This is a genomic window from Streptomyces sp. NPDC047917 (assembly GCF_043204345.1).
GTDB lineage: Bacteria > Actinomycetota > Actinomycetes > Streptomycetales > Streptomycetaceae > Streptomyces > Streptomyces sanglieri.
The window spans coordinates 89965-115248 of sequence record NZ_JBIDCA010000016.1 but is presented as its reverse complement, the minus strand read 5'-3'; the positions used below and the strand labels follow the sequence as shown (position 1 = coordinate 115248).

Annotated in this window: 14 protein-coding genes; 10 read left to right on the top strand and 4 right to left on the bottom strand. The window is 73.4% G+C overall.

Features of this window, described 5'->3' with window-relative positions; all coding sequences use genetic code 11:
- The first annotated feature begins 8 nt into the window (after nucleotides 1-8).
- The 8 genes from ACGF8B_RS34300 to ACGF8B_RS34265 all read left to right on the top strand — a co-directional run bounded on the left by ACGF8B_RS34300 (nucleotide 9) and on the right by ACGF8B_RS34265 (nucleotide 18169).
- On the top strand, nucleotides 9-1007 hold the full coding sequence (locus ACGF8B_RS34300) for an ABC transporter substrate-binding protein (protein ID WP_392746074.1): 999 nt from the start codon (nucleotides 9-11) through the stop codon (nucleotides 1005-1007).
- Nucleotides 1004-2026 carry a FecCD family ABC transporter permease gene (locus ACGF8B_RS34295; protein ID WP_392746072.1) on the top strand — a complete coding sequence of 341 codons (1023 nt, stop codon included), beginning with the start codon at nucleotides 1004-1006 and terminating at the stop codon, nucleotides 2024-2026. Before ACGF8B_RS34300 ends, ACGF8B_RS34295 begins: the two co-directional genes overlap by 4 nt.
- A 62-nt stretch (nucleotides 2027-2088) precedes the next feature.
- A complete protein-coding gene (locus ACGF8B_RS34290) occupies nucleotides 2089-3018 on the top strand; it encodes an iron chelate uptake ABC transporter family permease subunit (RefSeq protein ID WP_342280372.1) in 930 nt (309 codons plus the stop codon).
- Complete coding sequence (locus tag ACGF8B_RS34285) at nucleotides 3015-3800, top strand: ABC transporter ATP-binding protein (protein ID WP_392746071.1); 786 nt, start codon at nucleotides 3015-3017, stop codon at nucleotides 3798-3800. Before ACGF8B_RS34290 ends, ACGF8B_RS34285 begins: the two co-directional genes overlap by 4 nt.
- 1 nt (nucleotide 3801) lies before the next feature.
- The gene (locus ACGF8B_RS34280) at nucleotides 3802-13770 is read left to right on the top strand and encodes an amino acid adenylation domain-containing protein (RefSeq protein ID WP_392746069.1); all 9969 of its coding nucleotides are present in this window, start codon (nucleotides 3802-3804) and stop codon (nucleotides 13768-13770) included.
- Nucleotides 13767-15188 (top strand): MDR family MFS transporter, encoded by a 1422-nt coding sequence (locus ACGF8B_RS34275; protein ID WP_392746067.1) that lies wholly within the window; start codon nucleotides 13767-13769, stop codon nucleotides 15186-15188. The genes ACGF8B_RS34280 and ACGF8B_RS34275 overlap by 4 nt, the downstream gene beginning before the upstream one ends.
- A gap of 351 nt (nucleotides 15189-15539) precedes the next feature.
- Nucleotides 15540-16103 carry a YciI family protein gene (locus ACGF8B_RS34270; RefSeq protein ID WP_392746066.1) on the top strand — a complete coding sequence of 188 codons (564 nt, stop codon included), beginning with the start codon at nucleotides 15540-15542 and terminating at the stop codon, nucleotides 16101-16103.
- A 539-nt stretch (nucleotides 16104-16642) separates the two neighbouring features.
- Nucleotides 16643-18169 (top strand): DUF4874 domain-containing protein, encoded by a 1527-nt coding sequence (locus ACGF8B_RS34265; RefSeq protein ID WP_392746064.1) that lies wholly within the window; start codon nucleotides 16643-16645, stop codon nucleotides 18167-18169.
- Between the two features lie 502 nt (nucleotides 18170-18671).
- On the opposite strand, the gene ACGF8B_RS34260 is transcribed toward ACGF8B_RS34265, so the two are convergent.
- On the bottom strand, nucleotides 18672-20984 hold the full coding sequence (locus ACGF8B_RS34260) for an FdhF/YdeP family oxidoreductase (RefSeq protein WP_392746062.1): 2313 nt from the start codon (nucleotides 20982-20984) through the stop codon (nucleotides 18672-18674).
- A 252-nt stretch (nucleotides 20985-21236) separates the two neighbouring features.
- Between ACGF8B_RS34260 and ACGF8B_RS34255 the strand changes: the two genes are divergently transcribed.
- A complete protein-coding gene (locus tag ACGF8B_RS34255) occupies nucleotides 21237-21872 on the top strand; it encodes a DUF1345 domain-containing protein (protein ID WP_392746061.1) in 636 nt (211 codons plus the stop codon).
- A 63-nt stretch (nucleotides 21873-21935) separates the two neighbouring features.
- Here the strand turns inward: ACGF8B_RS34255 and ACGF8B_RS34250 are convergent, their stop codons facing one another.
- A complete protein-coding gene (locus ACGF8B_RS34250; protein ID WP_392746059.1) occupies nucleotides 21936-22409 on the bottom strand; it encodes a GreA/GreB family elongation factor in 474 nt (157 codons plus the stop codon).
- Between the two features lie 204 nt (nucleotides 22410-22613).
- Between ACGF8B_RS34250 and ACGF8B_RS34245 the strand changes: the two genes are divergently transcribed.
- On the top strand, nucleotides 22614-23234 hold the full coding sequence (locus ACGF8B_RS34245; protein WP_342280357.1) for an L-threonylcarbamoyladenylate synthase: 621 nt from the start codon (nucleotides 22614-22616) through the stop codon (nucleotides 23232-23234).
- Here ACGF8B_RS34245 and ACGF8B_RS34240 read toward each other — a convergent pair.
- A complete protein-coding gene (locus ACGF8B_RS34240; RefSeq protein WP_392746058.1) occupies nucleotides 23218-23973 on the bottom strand; it encodes a sirohydrochlorin chelatase in 756 nt (251 codons plus the stop codon). The two genes, ACGF8B_RS34245 and ACGF8B_RS34240, sit on opposite strands and share 17 nt — an antisense overlap.
- A complete protein-coding gene (locus tag ACGF8B_RS34235) occupies nucleotides 23970-25097 on the bottom strand; it encodes a uroporphyrinogen-III synthase (RefSeq protein WP_392746056.1) in 1128 nt (375 codons plus the stop codon). Before ACGF8B_RS34235 ends, ACGF8B_RS34240 begins: the two co-directional genes overlap by 4 nt.
- Nucleotides 25098-25284: the final 187 nt, after the last annotated feature.

The window sequence follows — 25284 nt, the reverse complement described above, 5'->3', positions numbered from 1 at the left end:
AGCATTTCATGTCCATACGCAGATCGTCCGGCCTGGTCGGAGCCGCTTCGCTGGCCCTGATCCTGACCGGCTGCGGGTTCTCCTCGGAGAGCGGTTCCGACTCCTCGGACAAGGGCGGGACCAGGGTGTTCGCCGCGGACAACGGCAAGATCACCATCCCGAAGGCCCCGAAGCGCGTGGTGGCCACCGGCTATGCGGTGCCCGCGCTCATCGAGGCCGACGCTCCGCTGGTCGGGATCTCCTCGTGGAAGCGTGGCGAGCCGATGATGTCCAAGGACGACCTGGCCGAGTACAAGAAGCTCCCCAAGGTGGCGGGCGAACAGGCGGCCGAGACCAACTACGAGGCTGTCGCCGAGGCCGACCCCGACCTGATCGTCATCGGTGTGCCCGCCCCCGTGCTCGGCGACATCGACGTCAAGCGGCTGGAGTCGATCGCCCCGGTCGTGGCGATCGGCCCGACCGTGCCGTCCGCCTGGCGCGAACTCTCCCGCAAGCAGTCCGACGCGGCGGGCTCGCTCAAGCAGTTCGACGCCGCGAAGGACACGTACGAGGCCAAGGCCGCCGAACTGGCCAAGAAGTACAAGGACGTGCTGCCCGAGCTCAAGCTGGGCCACGTAGGCGCGTACGGTGACGCGGCCAAGGGCACCTTCCAGCGCGAGTTCAACGGCTCGTGGGGCACCAACATCGCCGAGGACCTCGGCGCGAAGTACTACGGCAAGGTCAAGAAGCCCGGCCCCGGTTCGCAGTCGGTCAGCGAGTACCCCTCCATCGAGGAGCTCCCGGCCGCCTTCCGCGAGGCCGACGTCATGACGTACTCGGTCAACGCCGACGGCAGCGTCCCCAAGTCCGTCCAGTACGTACTGGACTCGAAGCTCTGGAAGAACCTGCCCGCCGTCAAGGCCGGGAAGACCTTCCCGTTCCGCTACACCGAGGCCGCGACCTACGGCGAGGCCATGCAGACCCTGGACGCGATCGACAAGTCGCTCGCTCCGCTGCTGAACCGGTGACCGTCGCGGGCCGCGCGTCCCGGACGGCGGGAACCGGGCGATCCGGGCCACAGATCGGCCTGCTCGTCGGCGGACTGCTGCTGCTGGCGGCGATCGCCGTGCTCAGCATGGGCGTCGGGGCCCGCCACGTCCCGCCCGCCGAGGTCCTGCGGGCACTGTTCGACCACCAGGGCACCGACGACCAGGTGATCGTGCGCGACATCCGGGCGCCGCGCGCGGTACTGGCCATAGCGGTGGGCGCCGCGCTCGCGGTGGCCGGCGCGCTCATCCAGACGCTGGCCCGCAACCCGCTGGCGGAGCCCGGCATCCTCGGGGTCACCGCGGGCGCCGGGTTCGCCGTGACCGTCGGCTCGGCGCTCGGGCTGGCCGCCGGTCAGGCGGGCGAACTGGGCTTCGCCATCGTCGGATCCGTGCTCGCGGCGCTGCTGGTCGCCGCGGTCGGCCGGCGCTCACCGCTGCGCCTGGTACTCACCGGCGTGGCCCTGACCGCGGTGCTGGGCGGCGTCGCGCTGGGCATGCGGCTGATGCTCCCGGACGTCTTCGACGCCTACCGGTTCTGGTCGGTCGGGTCGCTTGCGGGCCGGGAACAGGCGCCACTGGCCCTGCCGTTGACCGCCATCGCCGTGGCCCTGCTCGGCGCGCTGCTGCTGAGCAGGGCGCTGAACGCCCTGACACTGGGGGAGAACGTGGCACACACACTGGGCGCGGGCGTGGGCCGGGTACGGGTCGCCGCACTGGTGCTGATCACCGTGCTCAGCGGGGCGGCGACGGCGGTGGCCGGGCCGATCCTCTTCGTCGGACTGATCGTGCCGCACCTGGCACGCAGGCCGGCGGCGGGCTCGGTGCCATGGCTGATCCTCTACACCATGGTGCTGGGGCCGATCCTGCTGCTGGTCGCCGACATCGGCTCACGGGTGCTGCTGCCCACCGGTGAGGTGCCGGTCGCCATCGTGACCGCGTTCCTCGGCGGCCCCATGCTGATCTGGGCCGTCCGCCGCTACGGGGCGGGGTCGCTGTGACCGTACTCGGGCTGAGGGTCGAACGCCGCACCGTGCTGCTCCCCGCCGTGCTCGTGCCCCTCATGCTGGGCCTGGGCCTGCTCGGGCTGTGCTACGGGGCGTCATGGTCCACCCCCGGCGAGGTGTTCGCCGCACTGACCGGGACGGACCACTCCGTGGTGATCCGCGACTGGCGGCTGCCACGCGTGCTGGCCGGGCTGGTCTTCGGCGCCGCACTCGGTGTGGCCGGAGCGATCTTCCAGAACCTCACCCGCAACCCGATGGGCAGCCCGGACGTCATCGGCCTGGACGCGGGCGCCTACACCGGTGCCCTGGTCGCCCTCACCGTGTTCTCCGGCACCTCCGCGCAACTCGCCGTGGGATCGGTGCTCGGCGGCCTGGCCGTCGCGGCCGCCATCTACCTGCTGTCGTTCGAACGCGGCTTCTCCGGGCTCCGGTTGGTGGTCATCGGCATCGCCTTCAACGCGATGGTGACCGCGATCAACTCCTGGATCGTGCTGCGCGCCGAGCTGGAGGTGGCGATCGCCGCCGTCGGCTGGAGCGCGGGATCGCTCAACGGAGTGGGCTGGGCCGACCTCGGGATCCCGTTCACGGTGATCGCCGTGCTCCTGGCCCTGATGGCCTCGCGGGCACACGCCATGCACCAGGCATCGCTCGGCGACGCGGTCGCGGTGACCACCGGCGTCGGGATCGACCGGCTGCGGCTGCTGATGGTCCTGGTCGGCGTCGGCTGCACGGCCACGGTGACCGCGGTGGCCGGCCCGATCGCGTTCATCGCCCTGGCCGCACCCCAGATCGGCCGCAGGCTCGCGGGCGCCGCCGGAGTGCCGCTGCTCCCGGCCGCCCTGACCGGGGCCGTACTGCTCATGGGCGCCGACCTGATCGCCCAGATGCTGCTGGCGCCCGTCGCGCTGCCCGTCGGAGTGGTGAGCACCGCGATCGGCGGCTGCTACCTGATCTGGCTGCTGACCAAGGAGGTGAGGCGCGCATGACCGCACGCCTGACGGCGCGGGAAATAACCCTGCGCTACGGAGACCGGGTCGTGTCCACCCGGTTGAGCATCGACATCCCCGACGGCGCGTTCACCGCCATCGTCGGGCCCAACGCCTGTGGGAAGTCGACCCTGTTGAGCGCACTGGTCCGGCTGCTGCGGCCGGACTCCGGGCAGGTGGAGTTCGACGGCCGGGAGGTCGGCCGCTACGCCACCAAGGCACTGGCCAAACAGCTCGGCTTCCTGCCGCAGGACCCGCTGGCACCCGACGACATCAAGGTCCGGCAACTCGTGGGCCGGGGACGGTTCCCGCACCAGTCGATGCTGGCCCTGTGGTCGCCAACGGACGAGGAGGCCGTCGACGGGGCGATGGCCGCCGCCGGCGTCGGCGACCTGGCCGACCGTCCCGTGCAGGAGCTGTCCGGCGGACAGCGCCAGCGGGTGTGGATGGCCATGGTGCTCGCCCAGCAGACGCCCCACCTGCTGCTCGACGAACCGACTTCCTTCCTCGACATCACCCACCAGTACCAACTGCTCGGCCTGCTGGCCAGGCTGCGCGACCAGGGCCGCACGGTGGTCGCCGTCCTGCACGACATCAACCAGGCCTGCCGGTTCGCCGATCACCTGATCGCGATGAAGGACGGCCGCGTGGTCGCCGAGGGCGACCCCGGGGACGTCGTGGACGCCGCGCTGATCAAGGACGTGTTCGACCTGCCGAGCGTCATCGTCCCCGACCCGGTGACCGGCACACCGATGGTCGTTCCCACACTGCTAGGAGAGTAAGTTGAGCACCGCAAGCGCCTCCTCGGACGGCCTGCTCACCCTGACCGGCGCCCAGTCGGGCATCTGGAACGCGCAGCGCCTCGAACCCGACTCGCCGTACTACCTGGTCGGCGACGTGGTGGAGATATCCGGCAGCGAGCCGGTCGACGCGGACGCGCTGGCGGAGGCGGTCCGGGCGACCACCGAAGAGGCCGAGACCCTGCGGCTGCGGGTGTACGACACCCCGGACGGGCCGCGCCAGGCGGTGAGCGAGGAGCCGGTCCGGCTGCCCGAGGTGGTCGACGTCAGCGGCGCGGCCGATCCCACCGCCGCGGCCCAGGCACTCGTCGAGGCCGAGCGCGAACGGGCCGCCGAGGCCTGCCGGGGGATGGTCGACCGGGCGCTGTACGCACGCACCGTCATCAAACTGTCCGACCACGAGGTCTGGTACACCCAGCTCGGCCACCACCTGGTCTTCGACGGCTACACCGCCTCGATGCTCGCCCGCCGCACCGCCGCCCGCTACACCGCACTGGTGTCCGGCACCGAACCGCCGCGGTCGGCCTTCGGCCGGTTCGCCGACCTCGTCGCAGCCGACCGGGCCTACCGGGACAGCGACCGGTGCGCCGAGGACCGCGCGTACTGGGTCGAGCGGTTCACCCCGCTGCCCGACCTCGCCGACCCCACCGCCGCCGCCTCATCGCCGGACCGCACCCTGACCGCCCGCGCCGTCGTCACCCCCGAGGAGACGGCCCGGCTGCGCGCCTTCGCCGACCGGATCGGTGTCACCTGGGGCGAGGCGCTGATCGCCGGCTACGCCGCCTTCCTGCACCGCATGCTGGGCCGCACCGATGTGGTGTTCGCACTGCCGCTGATGTGCCGGGCCGGCTCGACCGGACTGCGCACCCCCGCCATGGCGGTCAACGTGCTGCCGCTGCGGGTGACCGTGCGCGCCGGGGACGACCTCGTGGAGCTGAGCCGGCGGGTCGCCACCGCCATGCACGAGATGCGCGACCACCAGCGCTACCGGGGCGAGGACCTGCCCAGGGACCTCGCGGCACCCGGCGCGGGCGCGCTGCTGCACGGGCGCGGGATCAACCTCAAGGCGTTCGATCTGGCCCTCGACTTCGCCGGAGCCGGCGGCGTGATGCGCAACGTCGCCGGCGGCCCGCCGGAGGACATGGGCCTCAGCGTCCTGCCGACCCGTGACGGCGGACTGCTGCTCGGCTTCGAGGTCGACGCCCGGTCCAAGGACCAGGCCGCCGTCGACCACCTGCTCTCCGGGCTGCGGGCACTGCTGTCCGGACTGACCGACGGCCTGCCCATCGGGCGGATCGCCCTGACCGACGACGTGGAGCGGCTGCTCGCCGACTGGCGCCCGCCCGCGCTGCCCGGCACCCCGGTCGACGTGCCGGCCGCCTTCGACGCGATGGCCGCCGCCGGCCCCGGGCACACCGCCCTGGTCTGCGGCGAGGACCGGCTGTCCGCCGCCGGACTGGCGGACCGGGTGCACCGGTCTGCCCGCGCCCTGCGGGCGCGCGGGATCGGCGCCGACGACGTCGTGGCGCTGGCGCTGCCGCGCTCCGTCGACTCGGTGATCGCCCTGCTGGCCGTGCTGGACGCGGGCGCCGCGTTCCTGCCACTGGACGCCGCGTACCCGCCCGAGCGGCTGCGCGAGCTGATCGACGACACCCGCCCCGCGCTCGTACTGACCGCCGGCGCGGTCGACGGGCTGCCCTGGACCACCCTGCTCGACGAGGCCGCCGAGCTGTCCGGTGAACCCCTGACCACCGGTGAACTGGCCGCACCCCGCCACCCCGAGCACCTCGCCTACGTCATCCACACCTCCGGATCGACCGGCCGCCCCAAGGGCGTACTCGGCCGGGTCGGCGGCCTGGCCGCGCTGCTGCACCACCAGCGGTCCACCGTCGTCGCGGAGGCCGAGCGGGCAGCGGGCAGGCGGCTGCGCGCCGCACACACCTACTCCTTCGCCTTCGACTCCGCCTTCGACCACCTGTTGTGGCTGCTGTGCGGACACGAACTGCACGTCTACGACACCGAGACCGCCCGCGACGCCGACGCCCTGCTCGCCGCGTACGCCCGCGACGGCATCGACATCGTGGACACCACACCGTCGATGGCCTCGCCACTGATCGACGGCGGCCTGCTGGAGCTGCGGCCCACCCTGCTGGTCCTGGGCGGCGAAGCCACCCCGCCCGCGCTGTGGCGGCGGGTCGCCGGATCGGGGATCACCGCGCGCAACATCTACGGGCCGACCGAGGCGACCGTGGACAGCACCACCGCACGGATCGAGGGCGACGAGCCGACCATCGGCCACCCGCTCGCCGGCACCCGGATCCACCTGCTGGACAACGCGCTGCAACCGGTGCCGCACGGCACGGCCGGCGAACTGTACCTGGCCGGACCGCACTTGGCCCGCGGCTACCTCGGCAGGCCCGGAGCGACCGCGGAGCGCTTCGTCGCCGACCCGTTCGGCGCGCCCGGCGAGCGGATGTACCGCACCGGCGACCTGGCCCGCTGGGTGCCCGGCCGGGGCCTGGAGTACCTGGGCCGGGGCGACGGACAGATCAAGATCCGCGGCCACCGGGTGGAGACCGGCGAGGTGGAGACGGCGCTCGCCGCCGTGCCCGGGGTCACCGCGGCGGCCGCCGCGGTGCGGTCCTCCCGGCTGATCGGTTACGTCGTGTCCGCCTCGGTCACCGGCGACGAGGCACGCGCCCACCTGGCCGGGCGACTGCCCGAACACATGGTGCCCGCGGCGGTCGTGGTGCTGGACCGGCTGCCGGTCACGCCCAACGGCAAGCTCGATCGCGCCGCCCTGCCCGCGCCCGCGCTGCACAGCGGTGGCAGGGAGCCCAGCACCGAGCGGGAGCGGCTGCTGTGCGCGGTCCTCGCGGCGGCGCTCGACGTCGAACGGGTCGGCGCGGACGACGACTTCTACGCGCTCGGCGGGGACAGCATCACCGCCATCACCGTCAGCAGCAGACTGCGGGCGGCGGGCCTCGGACTGCGGCCCCGGGACCTCCTGGCGCGCCGCAGCTTCGCGGCCCTGGCAGCCTCCGCCGAGCTGCTGGCACAGGCACCCGAACCGGTGGACGAACCGGCCGGACCGGTGCCCGCCCCGCCGATCGTGCGCGCACTGCTCGACCCGCACCCCGACGTGGACGTCGTCGCCGGATACGCGCAGTGGACCGCCCTGCACGTCGACGGACTCGGCCACGACGAACTGGTCACCGGCGTACAGGCCGTGCTCGACCACCACGACGCGCTGCGGCTGCGGGCCGGCGACGGCCTGGACGTACTGCCCCGCGGCCTGGTGCGGGCCGTCGTCGAGGAGGTGCGCGGCGAGGACGTGACCGCCCTGGCCCGGCGGCTGGCGGGCGGACTCGACCCGCGCTCCGGCGACCTGCTGCGCACGGCCCTGCTCCGCACCGGCGACGGCACCCCCGACCGGCTGGTCGTCGTCGTGCACCACCTCGCCATGGACGGCGTGTCCTGGCGCGTCCTGCTGCCCGACCTGCACACCGCCTGCACCGGCGGCACGCTCGAACCCGTCGGGGCGTCCTGGCGGCGGCACGCCGTACTCCTCGCCGGCCAGGGGGATTCCGGCGCACGGCGCGGCGAACTCGACCACTGGCAAACCGCGCTCGCCTCCGCGACCCGGTTGGGCGCCCGGCCGCTGGACCCGGCGCGCGACAAGGTGTCGACCGCCCACCGCTCGGTCACCGTGGCATCGGCCGAGGCCACCGAGGCGCTGCTGACCACCCTGCCCACGGCGTACCGCGCCGGGGTCGACGAGGTACTGCTGGCCGCGCTGGTGCTGGCCCTGCGCGGCTGGGGCCTGCGCGACGAAGCGGTGACCGTGTCGATGGAGGGACACGGCCGTGAACACCTCGATCTGGGCCGTACCGTCGGCTGGTTCACCAGCGAGTACCCGGTGCGCGTGCCCGCCTTTGACGACGCCGGGCGGACGCTGCGGGCCGCCAAGGAGGCCCGGCGCGCCGTACCCGACGGCGGTGTCGGCTACGGCGTGCTGCGCCACCTCGATCCGGAGGCCGGCCGCGAACTCGCCGCGACCCCGCCGCCGGACGTGCTGCTCAACTACCTGGGCCGGTTCGCCCCGCTGCCCAGAACGGGATGGCGCCTGCCGGAACAGGACGCCTTCTCGGTGATCGAGCCAGGCGCCAAGGCCCTGGAACAGGTGCTGGCCCTCAACTGCTTCGTCCACGAGGAGGGCGCGCCCCGGCTCGCCGTCGAGTGGACCGCCGCGACCGGCGTGCTCGGCACCGAAGCCGTCTCGGCCCTCCAGCAGTCCTGGGCCGCGGCGCTGGACGCGCTCGCCGCGCACGCGCTCCACACCGAGGGCGGTCTCACCCCCTCGGACCTCCCGCTGGCCGGACTCGACCAGGCCGCCATCGACACCCTCGAACGCACCGGCCGGATCGCCGACGTACTGCCCGCCACACCCCTTCAGGTCGGCCTGTCCTTCCACACCCTGGTCCGCGACGACCACGACACCGACGTCTACGTGGTCCAGGCCGTGACCACCCTGGTCGGCGCACTGGAACCGGACCGGATGGCCGAGGCCGCACGCGAACTGCTGCGCCGCCACCCCGCCCTGCGGGTCTACCTGGGTACCGCCGGGGACACCGTGGTGCAGGTGATCCCCGCCGAAGTCGCCCTGGACTGGCGGGTGGACGACCGGTTCCCCGAAGCGGCCCGTGCCGATCTGGAGCGCCCGTTCGACCCGGCCCGGCCGCCGCTGATCCGCTTCCTGCTCTCCCGGGTCGGTCCCGCCGAGCACAAGCTGGTGATCACCAACCACCACGCCCTGCTCGACGGCTGGTCGATGCCGCTGGTCGGCCGCACCCTGCTCGCCGTCTACGCCGAACTGGGCGGCGGCCCCGTCGCACCCACCGCCCCACCGCTGTCGGAGTACTTCCGGTGGCTGGCGGGCCGGGACCGGGAGGCGTCGCTCACCGCCTGGCGGGACGCGCTGGCCGGCGTCGACGGCGCGACCCGGCTGGCACCCGCGAGCACCGGCACCGCCGTCGAGCGCCCCGCTCGCGAGACCGTCGGTCTGGGCCGCGAGTTCAGCGACCGGCTGCGCACGTTCGCCCGCGAACACGGCGTCACCCTGACCACGGTGCTCCAGACCGCCTGGGGCCTGCTGCTGGGCAGGCTCACCGGCCGCCGCGACGTGGTGTTCGGCTGCCCGGTGTCCGGGCGGCCCGCCGAGGTCGACGGCGTGGAGTCGATGATCGGACAGCTCGGCACCACCATCCCGGTGCGGGTACGGCACACCCAGGACGCGACCGCGCTGGACCTCATGGCACAGGTGCACGCCGAGAGCGTCGTACTGGCCGAGCACCACCACGTCGGCCTGCCCGAGATCCAGCGGGCGGCCGGCATCGGCGAGCTGTTCGACACGATGCTGGTCATGGAGAACTTCCCGCTCTCCAGCCGGAAGCGCACCCCGCTCGCCCCCGGGCTCGACCTGGCCGGAGTGGACATCACCGATGCCACGCACTACGCCCTGACCGTCATCGTGATCCCGGACGAGGAGATCACCATCGGCCTCGGCTACCAGCCGAGCGCCTTCACGGCGCAGACCGTGCGCGACTACGGCCGCTGGCTGCACAACCTGCTGCGGGAGATCGCCGACGACCCGGCACGGCCCGTGCTCCGGCTGTCCGCCCTGGACCCCGACGAGCGGGCCCGGATGCTGCGTACCGGCACCGCCGCCGTCCCCGCCAGGAACCGCGGCCACTGGCTCGACGAGTTCGCCGCCCAGGTGGCCCGCAGGCCCGACGCCGAGGCCCTGGTCTGCCGTGAACGCAGCCTGAGCTACGCGGAGTTGGACCGCGAGGCCAACCGCCTCGCCCATGCGCTGATCGCGCGCGGGGTACGGCCCCAGGACCCGGTCGCGGTCCTGCTCGGCCGCGACATCGAGATGACCGTGGCCCTGTTCGGCGTCGCCAGGGCGGGTGCGGTGTACGTGCCGATGGACGCGAGCTACCCGCAGGAGCGCCTCGCGTACATGTTCGACGACATCGCGCCGGCCGCAGTCGTGTCGACCGGTGCCGAACTGCCCGTCGAGCGCGACCTCCCGGTCCTGCGCCTCGACGACCCGGCCACCCTCGCGTCCGTACCGGACACCGACCCGGCCGGGGCACGCCGGCGACTCACCGAGGACGCCCTCGCCTACGTCATCTACACCTCCGGAACCACCGGGCGCCCCAAGGGAGTCGGCGTCACCCACCGAGGCGTGCCCGACCTGATCGCGCTCCAGGAGGAGGTCGTCGGGGTCACCGAGCACGACCGGTACCTGCACTTCGCGTCGACCGGCTTCGACGTCGCGTTCTGGCAGACCATGGTGCCGCTGCTCTCCGGCGGCACGTCCGTGATCGCGCCCGAGGAGGTGCGCGTGCCCGGCGACGAACTGCTCGACTACATCGTCGAGCACCGGGTGACCGGGGTGAACCTGCTCCCGTCGTTCCTGGCCGCGATGCCCGACGACCGCACCGTCGATCCCGATGTGTTCTTCGTCGTCGGCGCCGAACGGCTCGACCCCGAGCTGGCACGGCGCTGGGGCGCGGGCCGCAGGGCGCTCTTCAACGCCTATGGGCCGACCGAAGTCACCATCAACTCCACGACCTGGCACTACGACCCGGACGACGAGGGACCGCTGCCGATCGGCCGCCCCGACCCCAACGTCCGCGCCTACGTCCTCGACGGCGGGCTCCAGCCGGCCGGCGTCGGCGTCACCGGTGAGCTGTACCTCGCCGGGCCGAGCCTGGCCCGCGGCTACCTCGGCCGCCCCGGCCTGACCGCCGCCGCGTTCGTGGCCGACCCGTTCGGCCCGCCGGGCGAGCGGATGTACCGCACCGGCGACCTGGTGCGGTGGCGTCCGGACGGACAACTGGTCTTCCTCGGCCGCGCCGACCACCAGGTCAAGGTCCGCGGCTTCCGGGTCGAGCTGGGCGAGATCGAGTCCGCTCTGACCGGCCACCCCGAGGTGCGCGCCTGCGCCGTGATCATGCGGGAGGGCAGGCTCGTCGGCTACGTCATCCCCACCGACGGCGCCCGCCCGGACACCGCACGACTGCGCGAGTACCTGGCCGGCGAACTGCCCGACCACATGGTGCCCACGGCGCTCGTGCCGATCGACCGGCTGCCGCTCAGCCCCAGCGGCAAGCTCGACTCCGCCGCACTGCCGGCCCCCGAGACCGTCGCCGCCGCGCGGCGCGAACCCGCCACCGGGGCCGAGGCGCTGCTGCTCGATGTCTTCCGGGACGTCCTGGGCACCGACGCGATCGGCCCCGACGACGACTTCTTCGCCATCGGCGGGGACAGCATCGTGTCGCTGCAGGTGGTGTCCCGGGCCCGGCGCCGAGGGCTCGGCCTGAGCGCGCGGGACGTGTTCGAGGGAGCGACCGTCGCCGGGATCGCGGCACGGGCCCGCACCCTCGACGCCGGCGAGGCACCGGCCGTCGGGGACGCGCCGCTGACCCCGGTCATGCGGGACCTGCTGCGCCGGGCGGGGGCCGCCGCGGACGGCTTCTGCCAGTGGGTGGAGATCTGCGTCCCGCCGGGCGGCGACGAAACCACCTGGCAGGCGACGCTCGACGCGCTGCTCGCCCGGCACGACGTACTGCGGGCCCACCTGGCCGGCGACGTGCTGCGCATCCCGCCGGCCGGTGCGGTGACCGGCGCCGGGGTACTGACGTGCGTACGGGCCTCGGACGACCTGCGGGGCCCGGTGGACGCCGCGATCGCCGACGCCCAGGACGCGATGGACCCGCGCACCGGTCCGCTGCTGCGCGCGGTGTGGGTGGACGCCGGACCGGCCCGGCCGGGCCGGCTCGTCCTGATCGCCCACCACCTGATCGTCGACGGTGTGTCCTGGCGCGTCCTGCTGGACGACCTGGAGCACGCGTACAGCGGTGGCTCACTGACCCGGCACGGGCAGTCCTTCCTCGGCTGGGCGCGTTCGCTGCGCGATGCCGACCGGCGGGCCGAACTGCCGCACTGGCGGCGGATGAACACCGCCCCGGCACCGGCCGCCCGCCCCCTGGACCCGGCCCGGGACACCGTGGCCACCGCCAAGCACCACGAGATCCGGCTCGACGCCGACGCGACCCGCGCCCTGGTCACGACCCTGCCGGCCGCGTACCGCACCACACCCGACGCCGTACTGCTGACGGCACTCGCCGGGGCGGTACGGGACTGGCGCGGGACCTCCGAGGTGCTGGTCGCGCTGGAGAGCCACGGCCGCCCGCGCCAGGTCGACCTGTCCCAGACCGTCGGCTGGTTCACCGCCGTACACCCCGTCCGGCTCGACGCGGACGACGACGTCCGGACGGTCGCGGACCGGCTGCGCGCACAGGGCGACGGCCTCGGCCACGGCATCCTCACCTCGGCGGGGCTCCTGGACCCGGTGGCACCCGAGATCGCCTGGAACTACCTCGGCCGCTACCCCGGCGCCCCGGACCGGGAGACGCCCTGGCAGTCGCCCCCGGACTCCGACCCGCTCGGCTCGGGCGGCTCCGACGCGATGCCCCTGCCGTACGGCCTGATGGTCAACGCCCTGGTACGTGACGAGCTGCTCGGGGTCCGGATCACCTGGCCGTCCGCGCTGTTCACCGCCGCCGAGGCCGAGGACCTGGCCGAGAAGCTGCGGGCCGCGCTGCTGCGGGTCGCCGCCGCACCGGAGATCGGGGCACTCGACCACGACCGCCCGATCGCCGACGTACAGCCGCTCACCCCGTTGCAGGAGGTGATGCTGCGGCACTCGCGCACCGAGCGCCCCGACCCGTACACCGTGCAGTCGGCGTTCACCCTCGCCGGCCCGCTCGACACCGACGCCCTGCGTGCCGCGGGCGCCGACCTGCTGGACCGTCACCCGAACCTGGGTGCCGTCTTCCCGGCGGGCCTGGCCGTGATCCCCGCCTCGCCGCGACCGGAGTTCCGAGTGGTCGACGGGGCGGCCGACGAGGCGCTGGCCGCCGACCTCGCCGAACCCTTCGACCTCGCCGGGGGCCCGCTGCTGCGGCTGACCGTGATCCGGCGCGGACCCGAGCGCGCCGACCTGGTCCTGACCAGCCATCATGTGCTCTCCGACGGCTGGTCGGCCCCGCGCATCCTCACCGAACTGTTCGCGCTCTACACGGCGAGGGTCAGCGGTGAGGCCCATGGCCTGCCCGCCCCCGTGCCGTTCGCCGGCTACCTGGACTGGTGCGCCGACCACGAGCCCGACCTCGGCGCCTGGGCGGCCGAACTGGACGGTCTGCCCGAGGGCGACTACCTGGGCAGCGGCGAACCCGGACCGGCCTGGCAGGAACCCGAGGTCATCGAGTTCGACGCGGCACTGGTGGCCGAGCTCACCGGCCTCGCCGCCCGGCGCGGTCTGACCCGCAACACCCTGGTGCAGGGCGCCTGGGCCGTGCTGCTCGCACGGCGGTCCGGCCACGCGGACGTCTGCTTCGGAGCCATGGTCTCCTGCCGTCCCCCCGAGCTGGAAGGTGTGGAGGAGATCATCGGGCTGCTGGCCAACACCGTGCCGGTACGGGCACGGCTCGACGGCACACTCGCCGAGACGCTCGCCGAGCTGCAGTCCCGGCAGCGGTCACTGGTCGAGCACCACCACGTGGCCCTGTCCGACCTGGAACGGCTGACCGGGCGCCGCCGGCTCTTCGACAGCCTGGTGGTGTTCGAGAACTACCCGGTCGACCCGGACCGCCTCCGTGAACCCGCCCCCGGGCTCACGGTCCTCGCGACCCGTTTCCGCGAGGCCACCCACCACCCGGTGACCCTGACCGTCATGCCGGACGGCGACGGCTGGACCGGTGTGCTCGCCCACCGGGCCCCAGCGGCCGCCGACGGGCTCGCCGAGGAGCTGCTCGGCCTGCTCCGTGCCCTGGACAAGCACCTGGACGAGGACGTGCTCGACCTCCTGGAGAACCGATGAGCGCGAACACCGCGCCGAAGGGCGGGACCGGCGCGCCGCCGGACGGGCAGGTGGACCGGCAGCTGCTGCGGATCGCGTTCATCCTGGTGCTCGGCACCTTCATGGCGACGCTGGACGCCACGATCGTCAGCGTCGGCATCGACAGCCTGAGCGAGGAGTTCGACGCCTCCGTCGCCGGGATCCAGTGGGTGACCACCGCGTACCTGCTGGCCGTCGTCGCCGCCGTGCCCGCGTCCGGCTGGCTGGCCGACCGGTTCGGCGGCCGGCGGACCTGGCTCGCCGCCGTGGGGGTGTTCCTGCTCGGCTCGGTGCTGTGCGCGACGGCCTGGTCGGTGACCAGCCTGGTCGTGTTCCGGGTGATCCAGGGCCTCGGCGGCGGGCTGCTGCCGGCGACCGGGCAGGCACTGCTGGCCCGCGTCGCGGGCCCCACCCGCACCGGGCGGGTGATCAGCGTCGTCGCGGTCGTCCCGCTGCTGTCACCGGTGTTCGGCCCACTCGTCGGCGGCTCGATCCTCGGCGTGGCGTCCTGGCCCTGGCTGTTCCTGGTCAATCTGCCGATCGGGGTGGTCGCGGCCCTGCTCGCCCGCCGCCACGTGCCCGCGGTGGAGCCGTCGACGCGGCGGGCGGCGTTCGATCTGCGCGGCGCCCTGCTGCTCTCGCCCGGCCTGGCCGTGCTGGTGTTCGGGCTGACCGAGGTCGCCCACCACCGCACCGTACCGGCCGTGATCGGTGTGTCGGCGGGGCTGGCGATGCTGGCCGGATTCACCGTGCACGGGCTGCGGACCCGCGGCACACCGCTGGTCGACCCCCGGCTGTTCGCCCGGCCGCCCTTCGGAGCAGCCGCCGTCGCCCTGCTCGTGCTGGGCGCGTCGGTCTTCGGCACCACGTTCCTGCTGCCGCTGTACTTCCAGACCGGCCGCGGAATGTCGGCATGGCAGGCCGGGCTGCTGCTCGCCCCCCAGGGGCTGGGCGCGGCGGCCGGCTCGGTACTGGTCAACCGGACCATCGACAAGGTCGCGCCGAGAAGCCTGGTCGTCACCGGCATCGTGCTGATCCTCGCCGGAACGGTGCCGTTCACCCAGCTCGGCCACGGGCTCCCGGACGCGGTGATCGTCTCGGCGCTGGTGGTGCGTGGCTTCGGGATGGCGATGGTCGGCGCGCCCGTGATGAACATCGTCTACAGCCGCATCGAGCCCGCGCAGCTCCCGCGTGCCTCCGGAGCGCTCAACCTGCTCAACACGGTGGGCGGTTCGGTCGGCACCGCCGCCCTCGCCGTGGTCCTCCAGAACCGGCTGTCCGCCCGCGGCCCGGACATCTCCGCGGCGTTCGGCGACACCTTCTGGTGGGTGCTCGCCTTCTGTCTGGTCGCCGCCGCCGGGGCCACCCGGCTGCCCCGGACCGAGGCCAGGAAGCCATGAGCGGCGCGCGGCCGCCCACTGCCGGGACCCGGGGGCCGCGGGGAGGCGTTCCCCAGCGGCGGCCGCATCGGTGCGGCGGGCGATCTCCGCGAGCGCCCGGACCCTGACGGAGCCCGGCTTCCGGGCGGTGGTCACCAGCCCGTCCGGACCCGTCCGGACCCGTCCGGACCCGCCCGGACCCGCCCGGACCCGCCCGGACCCGCCCGGACCCGCCCGGACCCGCCCGGACCCGCCCGGGCGGGCTCGGCCATCGGCACCGCCCGTCGGAGCGCCGGCCGACGCCACGACGAGGACGGACGGCGGCAGGACGGCCGCCGGTAGCCGTCCCGAGCGCTCGGGTACCGTCTCAACATGCCGTTCTACGTTCACGCGCAAGACAAGCCCGGGGTCGCCGACCAGCTGCTGGAGTTCTCCGAGGAACACTGGTCCTACATGGACCGGTTCGACGGAAGGCTGATACTCCGCGGCCCCACCCTGTCCGACGACGGCGAGGACCACACGGGCAGCGTGCACGTCGTCGACCTCGCCGACCGCGCCGCCGCGGAGCGGTTCGCGACCGAGGAGCCGTTCTGGAGGGCCGGCCTCTACCAGGAGTTCACGGCCGACCGGGTGGTGGTGCTGCGCCACGAGCCGGTGGCGGATGCCCCGTACACGCTCGTCACCGCCCAGTGGCCTGCGCGTCCCCGCACCCCGGGCGACGCCGAGCAGTGGTTGCCGGGCGCGGAGCCGGACGGACGGCTGAGCTTCGTGGCCGTCCTGGTCGACGACGACCAGGAGAGCACGACGGGCGTGGTCGCGGCCGTGCGGGCGCTCCCGGACGAGGCGCGGAGCCTGCTCCAGCCGTTGGCGCACCGGCTCGCCGGCGGCCCCACGCCCCTCACGGCCCGGCGCTGGCAGCGCGGCGGACGCAACTGAGGGTCCCCGGCACAAGCGGAACCCGCTCGCAGCGCTCGACGTTCCGTCCGTGTCACCGGGCCCGGCCGCGCGCGTCGCCTTCTCCGCGCCGGAACTCCGCCTGGACCGGGCGGTGTTCACGCCGGACTTCGAGATCCGGACCTCCGCCCGGCACGGCTTCGTCGGAGCCGAGGACGTGGTCCCCGGCGAGCCGGAGACGGCGACCCGGGCGAGGGTGCGTGAGTCCCTGAGCGCGGTCGTGGAGGCGCTCGGGCTGCCGCGGGAACCGGTACGGGGAGACGTGACCGTGGGGCTCCGCCCGATACCGGCGGGCGACGGCGTGCTCTGCGTACCGCTGGCGGGCGACGGCGTACTCCCGGACCGGGGAGGGGGTGCTGTCGGGCCGGGGGTCGTTGTGCTGCCGGGCGAGGGGTGGTCGTGCTGTCGGGCCAGGGGCCCGAGGGCCACAAGAGTCCACCCGCCCACGCGTTCCGTCCATGGCAAGGCAGGCAGCTCCCACAACACACTCGGTTCCACAACAGCTGTCCAGGGGAGCCGCTTTGACCACGCGCAGCCATCTGCTCGCCGCCGCAGCCACCGGTGCGGCCCTCCCCTGGGCGGTGCCCGCCTCCCGGGCCATGGGCCGGGAGGGCTGGGAGGTGACACAGCATCGTGGAATCCGGCCCGACGACGTGAACGGCCGCGATCCGCTGGTCAACCCCCGCCGCGGGTACCGCTACGAGATGTCGTACAACGCTGTCGACCTGAGCAGCCCCTGGGCGGATGAGCAGGATCAACCCACCGACGCCGCACAGCGGCTGACGGCCCTGGAGGCCGAGTACGGGCCGGGAGCTGACCTCACCCAGCTCTACTTCTATCTCTGGGACTTCGCCACCACCGAACTTCCGCAGCGCGCCCTCGACAACATCGAGAGGGTCTTCGCGGGGCTGCGTGCCAAGGGCTACCAGGCGGTGCTGCGGTTCGCGTACGACGACGGCGTGCGCGCCGAGCGGCGCTACACCGTCCAGCACATCCAGCGCCACATCGCCCAGCTCGCACCGGTCGTGGCGCGCAACAGCGACGTGATCGCCGTATGGCAGGCGGGATTCCTCGGCGCCTGGGGTGAGTGGGCAACCAGCCACTACCGGCACGAGTCGTATCCCGACGCCGTCACGGCGATCATGACATCGCTCGTGCGGGCCCTCCCTCCGGGGATGCATACGCAGATGCGCCACGCGGCCAAGCGGGACATGGTCACGAACCACTCGATCCTCGACCGGATCGGCTTCCACAACGACTACATCACGCTCGGCGGGGGACTGTGGGACTACTACGTCCCGTCCAACGCCGGCTGGCCGGCCTACCTCGACGTGTCACCCACCCGCGCCATGGACGGCGAGATGCCCTGGGACGAGGGGCAGAGCACCGACCCGTACGCGTGGAACAGCGTGATCCCCGGTCTGGACACCGCCCGACGGCTGCAGACACTGCGCTGGGACACCCTGTCGATCGCGCACAACGCCACCGTCACCCTGCCCGCGTGGAAGCGGGATCTCCTCACCGGACAACAGGTCCAGGACGCCCTGCTGCCCGTTTCCGACGGGTACTTCCACGACGCCGCGGGCGCCTCGGTCGAGCGGGCCGCCTTCGAGTACGTCCGCGACCACCTCGGCTACCGCATCGAGACGCGCGCGGTGCGTCACGCCGTCCTCCGCGGGCAGATCCCGGTCGAGGTCGACGTGGTGAACCGCGGCTTCGCGGCGCCCAAGGAGCCCCGCCCGGTGCAACTGCTCCTGCTGGACGGCACGGCGCGGCCGGTCGCGTCGGTCCCGGTCGCCGCGGACTGGCGGAACCGGCTGCCGCAGGGGCGGGCGGAGACGGACGACCACCACGGCGCGCCCGGAACCACGACGTTCAGCGGTGTGCTGCCCGTACCGGCCGGCGCACGCGGCCGCCACCACATCGCCGTCGCGCTGCCCGACCCGGCCCTCCCGGAACGTGGCCGCGCGGTGCGATTCGCCAACGCGACCACGGCGTGGCTGGGCGATGCGAACGTCGTGGCGACGGTGCACCTCGACGGACACTGACCCCGGCGCGCGGCTGATGGTGGCACCGCCCCCGGTGGATCGCTGCGGGTGGGCCGAGGCGCGGCTCGCGACCGTGGACGGTCCGGCGGAGGCCGCCGGACCGTATGCGCGCATACGCGGAGCGGCGCACGAACGGGCGGACGCAGGCGCGTACGCAGGCACGGAAGCGTGGACCAACGTCCGGGCCGGCCGCCGGAGCAGGTGGTACACACCGCATATGCCCCGTTCGTACGGCGCGCCCGGGTGCTCGCCCTGGTCGCGTTCGCCATGACCGCCTGTGTGGGCCGCGGTTCGGCGCTCGCCGCGTGGGCCCGTCCACGGGACGGGGAGCGGGTGCTGCGGTGGTGGCCGTGGCCTGGCCGTGGCCGTGGCCGTGGTGGCCGGAGCCGCGAAGCTCGCCTGTGACGCGGCGCGCCTGAGCGGGCTCGCTGAGCGGTGACGCGGTGCCCGGCACCGCCGCGCACAGGCCCGACCGCCCGCCCGCGCGGGCCGGCACACCCGCTCAGGCCGCGGGATCGATGGTGACCTTGACGTGTTTCATGATCGGCTGGTCGCTCTGGGTGCTGTAGTCGCCGAGCGCGCACAGCACGTTCATCTCCGGCATGTACCCGGCCGCGCAGCCCCGGGGGATGTCGTACGGGATGGCGAGGTAGCCGGTGACGGACCGCCGGCTGCCGTCCCTGGCGGTGCTGGTGATGTCGACGGGACCGAGGTCGGCGATGCCGCGTTCACGCATGTCGGCCCGGTTCATGAAGACGAGTGTGCGCAGGTTCTTGATGCCTCGGTAGCGGTCGTTGTCGGAGTAGATGGTGGTGTTCCACTGGTCGTGGGACCGCATGGTGCCCAGTGCCAGTGTGCCGGGGGCGGGCACGACGTCGGGCAGGGCGGCGGCGGAGAACTCGGCGCGTCCGGACGGGGTCAGGAAGACCAGTTCGCGGGCGGGCTGCCTGATCCGGAAGCCGAGCGGCAGGCGCACCCGGCGGTTGAAGTCCTCGAAGCCGTCGAGGACCCGGGCCATGGTGTCGCGGATCCGGTCGTAGTCCTCGATGTACCAGTGCCAGGGCGTGTTGCTGTCGGGCAGCGCCGCTCGGGCCATGCCGGCGACGATGGCCGGCTCGGACAGCAGGTGCGGGGAGGCGGGGCGCTTCATGCCGATGGACAGGTGGACCATGCTCATCGAGTCCTCGACGGACGTGCTCTGGACGCCCTTGCGCTGATGGTCCTTCTCGGTGCGGCCCAGGCACGGCAGGATCAGGGCCCGGCGGCCGTGGACGAGATGGCTGCGGTTGAGCTTGGTGCTCACCTGGACGGTGAGTTCGCAGGAGCGCAGCGCCGCGCAGGTGGCCGGGGTGTCGGGCGCCGCGAGCGCGAAGTTGCCGCCCATGGCGACGAACACCTTCACGTCGCCGCGCCGCATCGCCTTGATCGTGTCGACGGTGTCCAGGCCGTGCTCGCGGGGCGGCCGGATCTCGCAGACCTCGGCCAGCCGGTCCAGGAACTCGTCGGACGGGCGGTGGTCGATGCCGCAGGTGCGGTTGCCCTGTACGTTGCTGTGCCCGCGCACGGGGGAGGGGCCCGCGCCCTCGCGTCCCAGATTGCCGCGGAGCAGAAGCAGGTTGACGATCTCCCGGACGGTGTCGACGCCGTGTTCGTGCTGGGTGAGCCCCAGGCACCAGCTGACGATGGACCGGTCGGCCTCGCCGTACACCCGGGCCGCCTTGAGGACGTCGGCGCGGCTCAGCCCGGACTGGGCCTCGATCTCCGCCCACGGTGTGGCCTCGCACAGCGCCCGGTACTCCTCGAAGCCCGCGGTGTGCCGTTCGATGAACTCCCGGTCCAGCGCCTTGGGATCGGACTCCGACTGCTCCAGGATCGACTTGGCCATGCCGCGCAGCAGAGCCATGTCGCCGCCGATGCGCGGTTGCAGATTGAGGGTGCTGGTCCGGGTCGCCCTGAAGAGGGCCATGTCCGTGAAGTCGTGGGGGACGATGGTGCGGGTGGCCGCCGCCTCGACGAGCGGATTGATGTGCACGATCCGGGCGCCGCGATGGTACGCCTCGGCGAGGGCGGTGAGCATCCGGGGCGCGTTGGAGGCGGCGTTGACCCCCATGATGAACAGCGCGTCGGCGCTCTCCCAGTCCTTGAGGTCGACGGTGCCCTTCCCGGTGCCCAACGACGCCTGGAGGGCACGGCCGCTGGCCTCGTGACACATGTTGGAGCAGTCCGGCAGGTTGTTGGTGCCCAGCTCCCGGGCCATCAACTGGTAGAGGAACGTGGCCTCGTTGCCGAGCCGGCCGGAGGTGTAGAACGCGGCCCGGTTCGGGTCGTCCAGCCCGCGCAGGGTGCTGCCGACCAGCTCGAACGCGTCCTTCCAGCTGATCGGGACGTAGTGGTCCGACTCGGGGTCGTAGACCATCGGCTCGGTCAGCCGGCCCTGGTTCTCCAGGTCGTAGTCGCTCCACCCGGACAGCTCGGTCACCGAGTGGCCGGCGAAGAACTCGCGCCCGACCCGCTTGCGGGTCATCTCCCAGGTGACGTGCTTGATCCCGTTCTCGCAGATGTCCAGGTGCAGGCCCTTGGTGTCGTCCGGCCACGCGCACCCGGGGCAGTCGAACCCGGTGTTCTCGTGGTTCATCCGCATGATGGCCCGCGGTCCGTCGACGAGGGCACCCTCGCGCACCAGGAAGCCGGTCACGCTCTTCGCCGCACCCCAGCCCGCGGCGGGGTGGTGGTAGGGGCGGAACTCCGGTTCGCCCTCGGGGGCGGGGCCGACCGCGGGTTCCCGTGGTTGCTGCTCGTCCTGGTCGGTGCTCAAGACCTTCAACCCTTCCACCGTTCGGGCACGGGTGAGAAACGATCCCTGTCGGGCAGGCTATGCAGCCCGAGAGGCACCCGCCACTCGGCTCCCGGGACTACGTGGCCGCGTGCACGGAGCGCCGCCGGGCTGCACCGCGGTGCCCGCGCGGATAGCGTGGGGCGCACCCCGCCCGCCCCGTTCACCGAGGGCGGCATTCCGGCCGGGCACCGGTGATCCGCCGGGCCATCGAGGTGGTCATCCTTGACGTCCATGAACCGTCTGCCGACCCTCTCCGCCGTCCCCCGGCTCGTCGCCTCGGTGGTCGCCGGCGCGGTGATCGGCGCGGTCACCGGCGTACTGGCCAACGGGCCGCTGGGCACCCTCGCCGGGATCGCGGCGGCGGAGACGATCTTCGTCGTGGCGGGCTGGATCGTGCTCTGGCCCATGGACGCGGACACCACCCACCGCAACGTCCGGCGCGAGGAGTTCCGCCCCGTCCTCGAAGAGCTGGTCGTCGTGGCGGCCGCCGTGTGCGGACTGTTCGGCATCGTGGTGATGCTGCTGGCCGGCCACTCGGACCTGAGCCACGCCGCGGCCGCGACGGCACTGTGCGGCGTGTTCATGGCCTGGGCGTCGCTCCACCTCATGTACGCCACCCGCTACGCGTACCTCTACTACGTCCCCTCCGAGGGCGGGATCGACTTCAACTCGCAGGACCGGCCGAAGTACGTCGACTTCCTCTACTTCAGCTACAACCTCGGGATGACCTACCAGGTCTCCGACACCGACGTGTCGAGTTCGACGATCCGCGCGATCGCCCTCCGGCACTGCCTGCTGTCCTACGTGTTCGGCGCCTGCATCCTGGCCACCACGATCAACCTCGTCACCGGAATCGTCACCGGCTGACCCCTCACGGCCTCGCGGGGGCGAAGGACGGCACGCGGGCCTCGTGCTCGATGCCGGAGCCGTTCACCGGGCGCTCTCGTCGCCCACCGACAGCACGACAGCGGTCGTACGTCCCCCGGGCGCGTCATACGTGACGGTCTCACCGGCACGACGGCCGAGCAGCGCGCTGCCGAGCGGGCTGTCGGCGGTGACCAGCGTCAGGTCCAGTGCCTCGGGGAACTCGCTGATCCGGACGGTCGTCTCCGTGGCGTCCGCGAACCGCACCGTCACCGTGCTGCCCACGCCGATCCTCTCGGTCGAGGGCGGCCCCGCGACGTCCGCCTCGCGGAGCCGGCCGTCGATCTCGGCGATACGGGTGTCCAGATGGTCGAGATCCGTGCCGCGCTGCAACTCGTCGGCCTCGTCCGCCCGGTCGCCCACCTGCTCCCCGCCGCGCAGCGTGGCGGCGACGGTGGCGCGTTCGGTGCGCAGGTCGGCGAGCTCCTGTTCCAGGGCCCTGCGGGCGGCAGCGCTCATGGGTTCGGGTCCACCGTTCATTCCTGCTCCCGTCGCGTGGGCGGCACGGTCCAGCACCGCAGGCTCACCATCAGAGACATTCGTAAGATATCAGGCATATCGGAGCATCGCGGCAGTGAGTCCGGCGCTGTGGAGGCGGGCGGGAGCCCGCCCGCCGCTCACCCGATACGGCGGTGTCCGCCTCGAAGGGAAGGACGGATACCGGACAGCCCTTAGACTCCGCGAATGGCGAAGTACTTCGACGTGCACCCCGAGAATCCTCAGCGGCGCACCATCAGCAGCGTTGCCGACAGCATCCGGTCCGGGGCGCTCGTCGCGTATCCGACGGACTCCTGCTACGCACTGGGATGCCGGCTGGGCAGCCGTGACGGCATCGGCCGGATCCGGTCGATCCGGAACCTCGACGACCGGCACCACTTCACGCTCGTGTGCCAGAACTTTGCGCAGCTCGGTCAGTTCGTGCACGTCGACAACGATGTGTTCCGGGCGATCAAGGCGGCGACGCCCGGCAGTTACACCTTCATCCTCCCCGCGACGAAAGAGGTGCCGCGCCAGCTGCTGCACCCGAAGAAGAAGACGGTCGGCGTCCGGATCCCCGACCACGTGGTCACCCAGGCGCTGCTCGCGGAACTCGGGGAACCGCTCCTGTCCAGCACCCTGCTGCTGCCCGACGAGGACGAGCCGATGACACAGGGCTGGGAGATCAAGGAACGGCTCGACCATGTGGTGGACGCCGTACTCGACTCGGGTGACTGCGGCACCGAGCCGACCACGGTCATCGACTTCTCCGAGGGCGAACCCGAGATCGTCCGCCGGGGCGCCGGTGACGTCACGCGGTTCGAGTAGCCGCCCCGGCCGTACGCCGCACCGGCTCCGCGAACGCCTCGTCGAAGCGCTTCAGCACCAGGCGCGCCACATCGGGGTGCGCGCCGAGCGGCGCCGAGACGAAGCAGCCCCCGGCCTCCTGTGCCCGGCGGGCGAAATGGCCGGGGGCCATCAGGTGCCGGGCGACCGCCACCCGACGGTGGCCCGCGGCCCGGAGGGATCGCACCGCCTCGGCCGGTGACGGCGCGTTCGCGCAGAGGTAGCCGGCGACCACCGGGCGCCCCAGCCGCCGCCGGAGCAGGCCGGCCATCACCTCGGTGTCCGCTCCGGCCGCCGGATCGGTGGACCCGGCGGCCGCCAGTACGACGGCGTCCGGCCCGCCCGGTCCCCGGCCGTCCGAGGCCGGGCCCGCCTCGGCCAGCCGGTCGGCCAGGGCGGCGGCCAGCAGCGGGTCGGGGCCGAGCGGCGCCGCCTGCCGGATGTCCGGGTGGGGCGCGGCGGCCCGGACGGCGGGCAGGTCCACCGTCACGTGGTGGCCCGTGTTCAGCAGCAGCGGGACCAGCACCACCGGCCCGCGCGAGGCCGCGAGCACCTGGGCCGGAGCCGGCCGAGCGAGATCGAGGAAGGCCAGCTCGGCCTTCAGACCGGGCCGCCGGGCACGTACCAGGTCGAGCAACGCCCGGTAGGTGGCCAGGCCCGCCCGGTCGCGGGTGCCGTGCGCGACGGCCAGCAGGGTCGGCGCGACCCGCCCGCCCCTCATCTCGCCGCCGCCAGGCTGTAGCCGCGCTTGGGAACCGTACGCACCAGTCGTGCATGCCCGTTCAGCGCGCCGCGCAACCGGGCGACCGCCGCATCCACCGCGTGCTCGTCGGCCCGTCCGGTGACCCAGACCCGGCGCAGCAGCTCGGCCCGGCTGAGCACCCGCCCCGGCTGCTCGGCCAGTGCGCGCAGCACCGCCGCCGGCAGCGGCGGAAGCCGCACCGGCGGCCCGTCGTCGATCAGTACGGCATTGCCCTGGAGCACCAATGTGCTCGGCCCGGCGCGGACTTCACGTCCGGCGTGCGCCGGCAGCGCGGCCTCGACGGTCCGCACCATGGCGCCGAGCCGCCCCCGCTCGGGGCAGAGCACCGCGACCCCGGCCTCCTCCAGCCGCCGGGCACAGACCGGCCCCACGCCGACCGGCAGCACGTCCCGGCGCAGGGCCGCCAGCACCTCGTCGCCCAGGCCGAGTCCGGCCGCGGCGGCGAGGAAGGCGTCGATCGCCGGTGCGCTGGTGAAGGTGAGCGCGTGCAGTTCGCGACGGACCGTCTGCTCGACCAGCCGGCGCAGCGGCGCCGGATCGGCCGGCGGGCCCCACCGGTAGACCGGCACGGCGATCACCTCGGCGCCACGCTCGCGCAGCGCGGCGGAGAACGCGTCCAGCGGCACCCCGTGTTCCTGCACGGCGATCCGCCTGCCGGGCAGATCACGAGCGAGCAGCCAGGCCAGCAGCGCGTCGGTGGTCTCGGTGACGGGGGAGTAGGTCTCGCTCAGGCCCCCGGCCCGCACCGCACCGGTCGCCTTCGGGCCGCGGGTGAGCACCACGGCGTCCCGGCACACCTCCGCCAGACGCGCACCGTACCCCCAGCCGTCGGCCGCGCTCAGCCAGCCGCGCCAGCCGACCCCAGTGGTGGCCACCACATAGTCCAGCGGCCCGGTCAGACAGCGCGCGGTGGCCCGGCGCAGCGCCGCGTCGTCCTCCAGCGGCAGGATCCGCAGGGCCGGCGCCTCGACCACCGTGGCGCCGCGCCTGCGCAGCAGCGCGACGAGCTCCTCCCGGCGGCGCGCGGCGGTGACCCCGACGGTGAAGCCGACGAGCGGGCCCGCAGGCCGGTTGCTGTTCATGTCCTGAGGTTCCGGCGGCGCTGTTTCGGTCGGGTTGCGCCGCCGTCACGTCGCCGTAAGCGGCAGGCCCCACGACGTTACGCGATGTTTCCGCGACGTCACCCCGGCTCCGGCGGCCGGTGAAGGAGCCGTACCCCGGACGCAACAGGCCCGACCCGGTCGCGAAACGGCCTCCGCCGACGCTCGG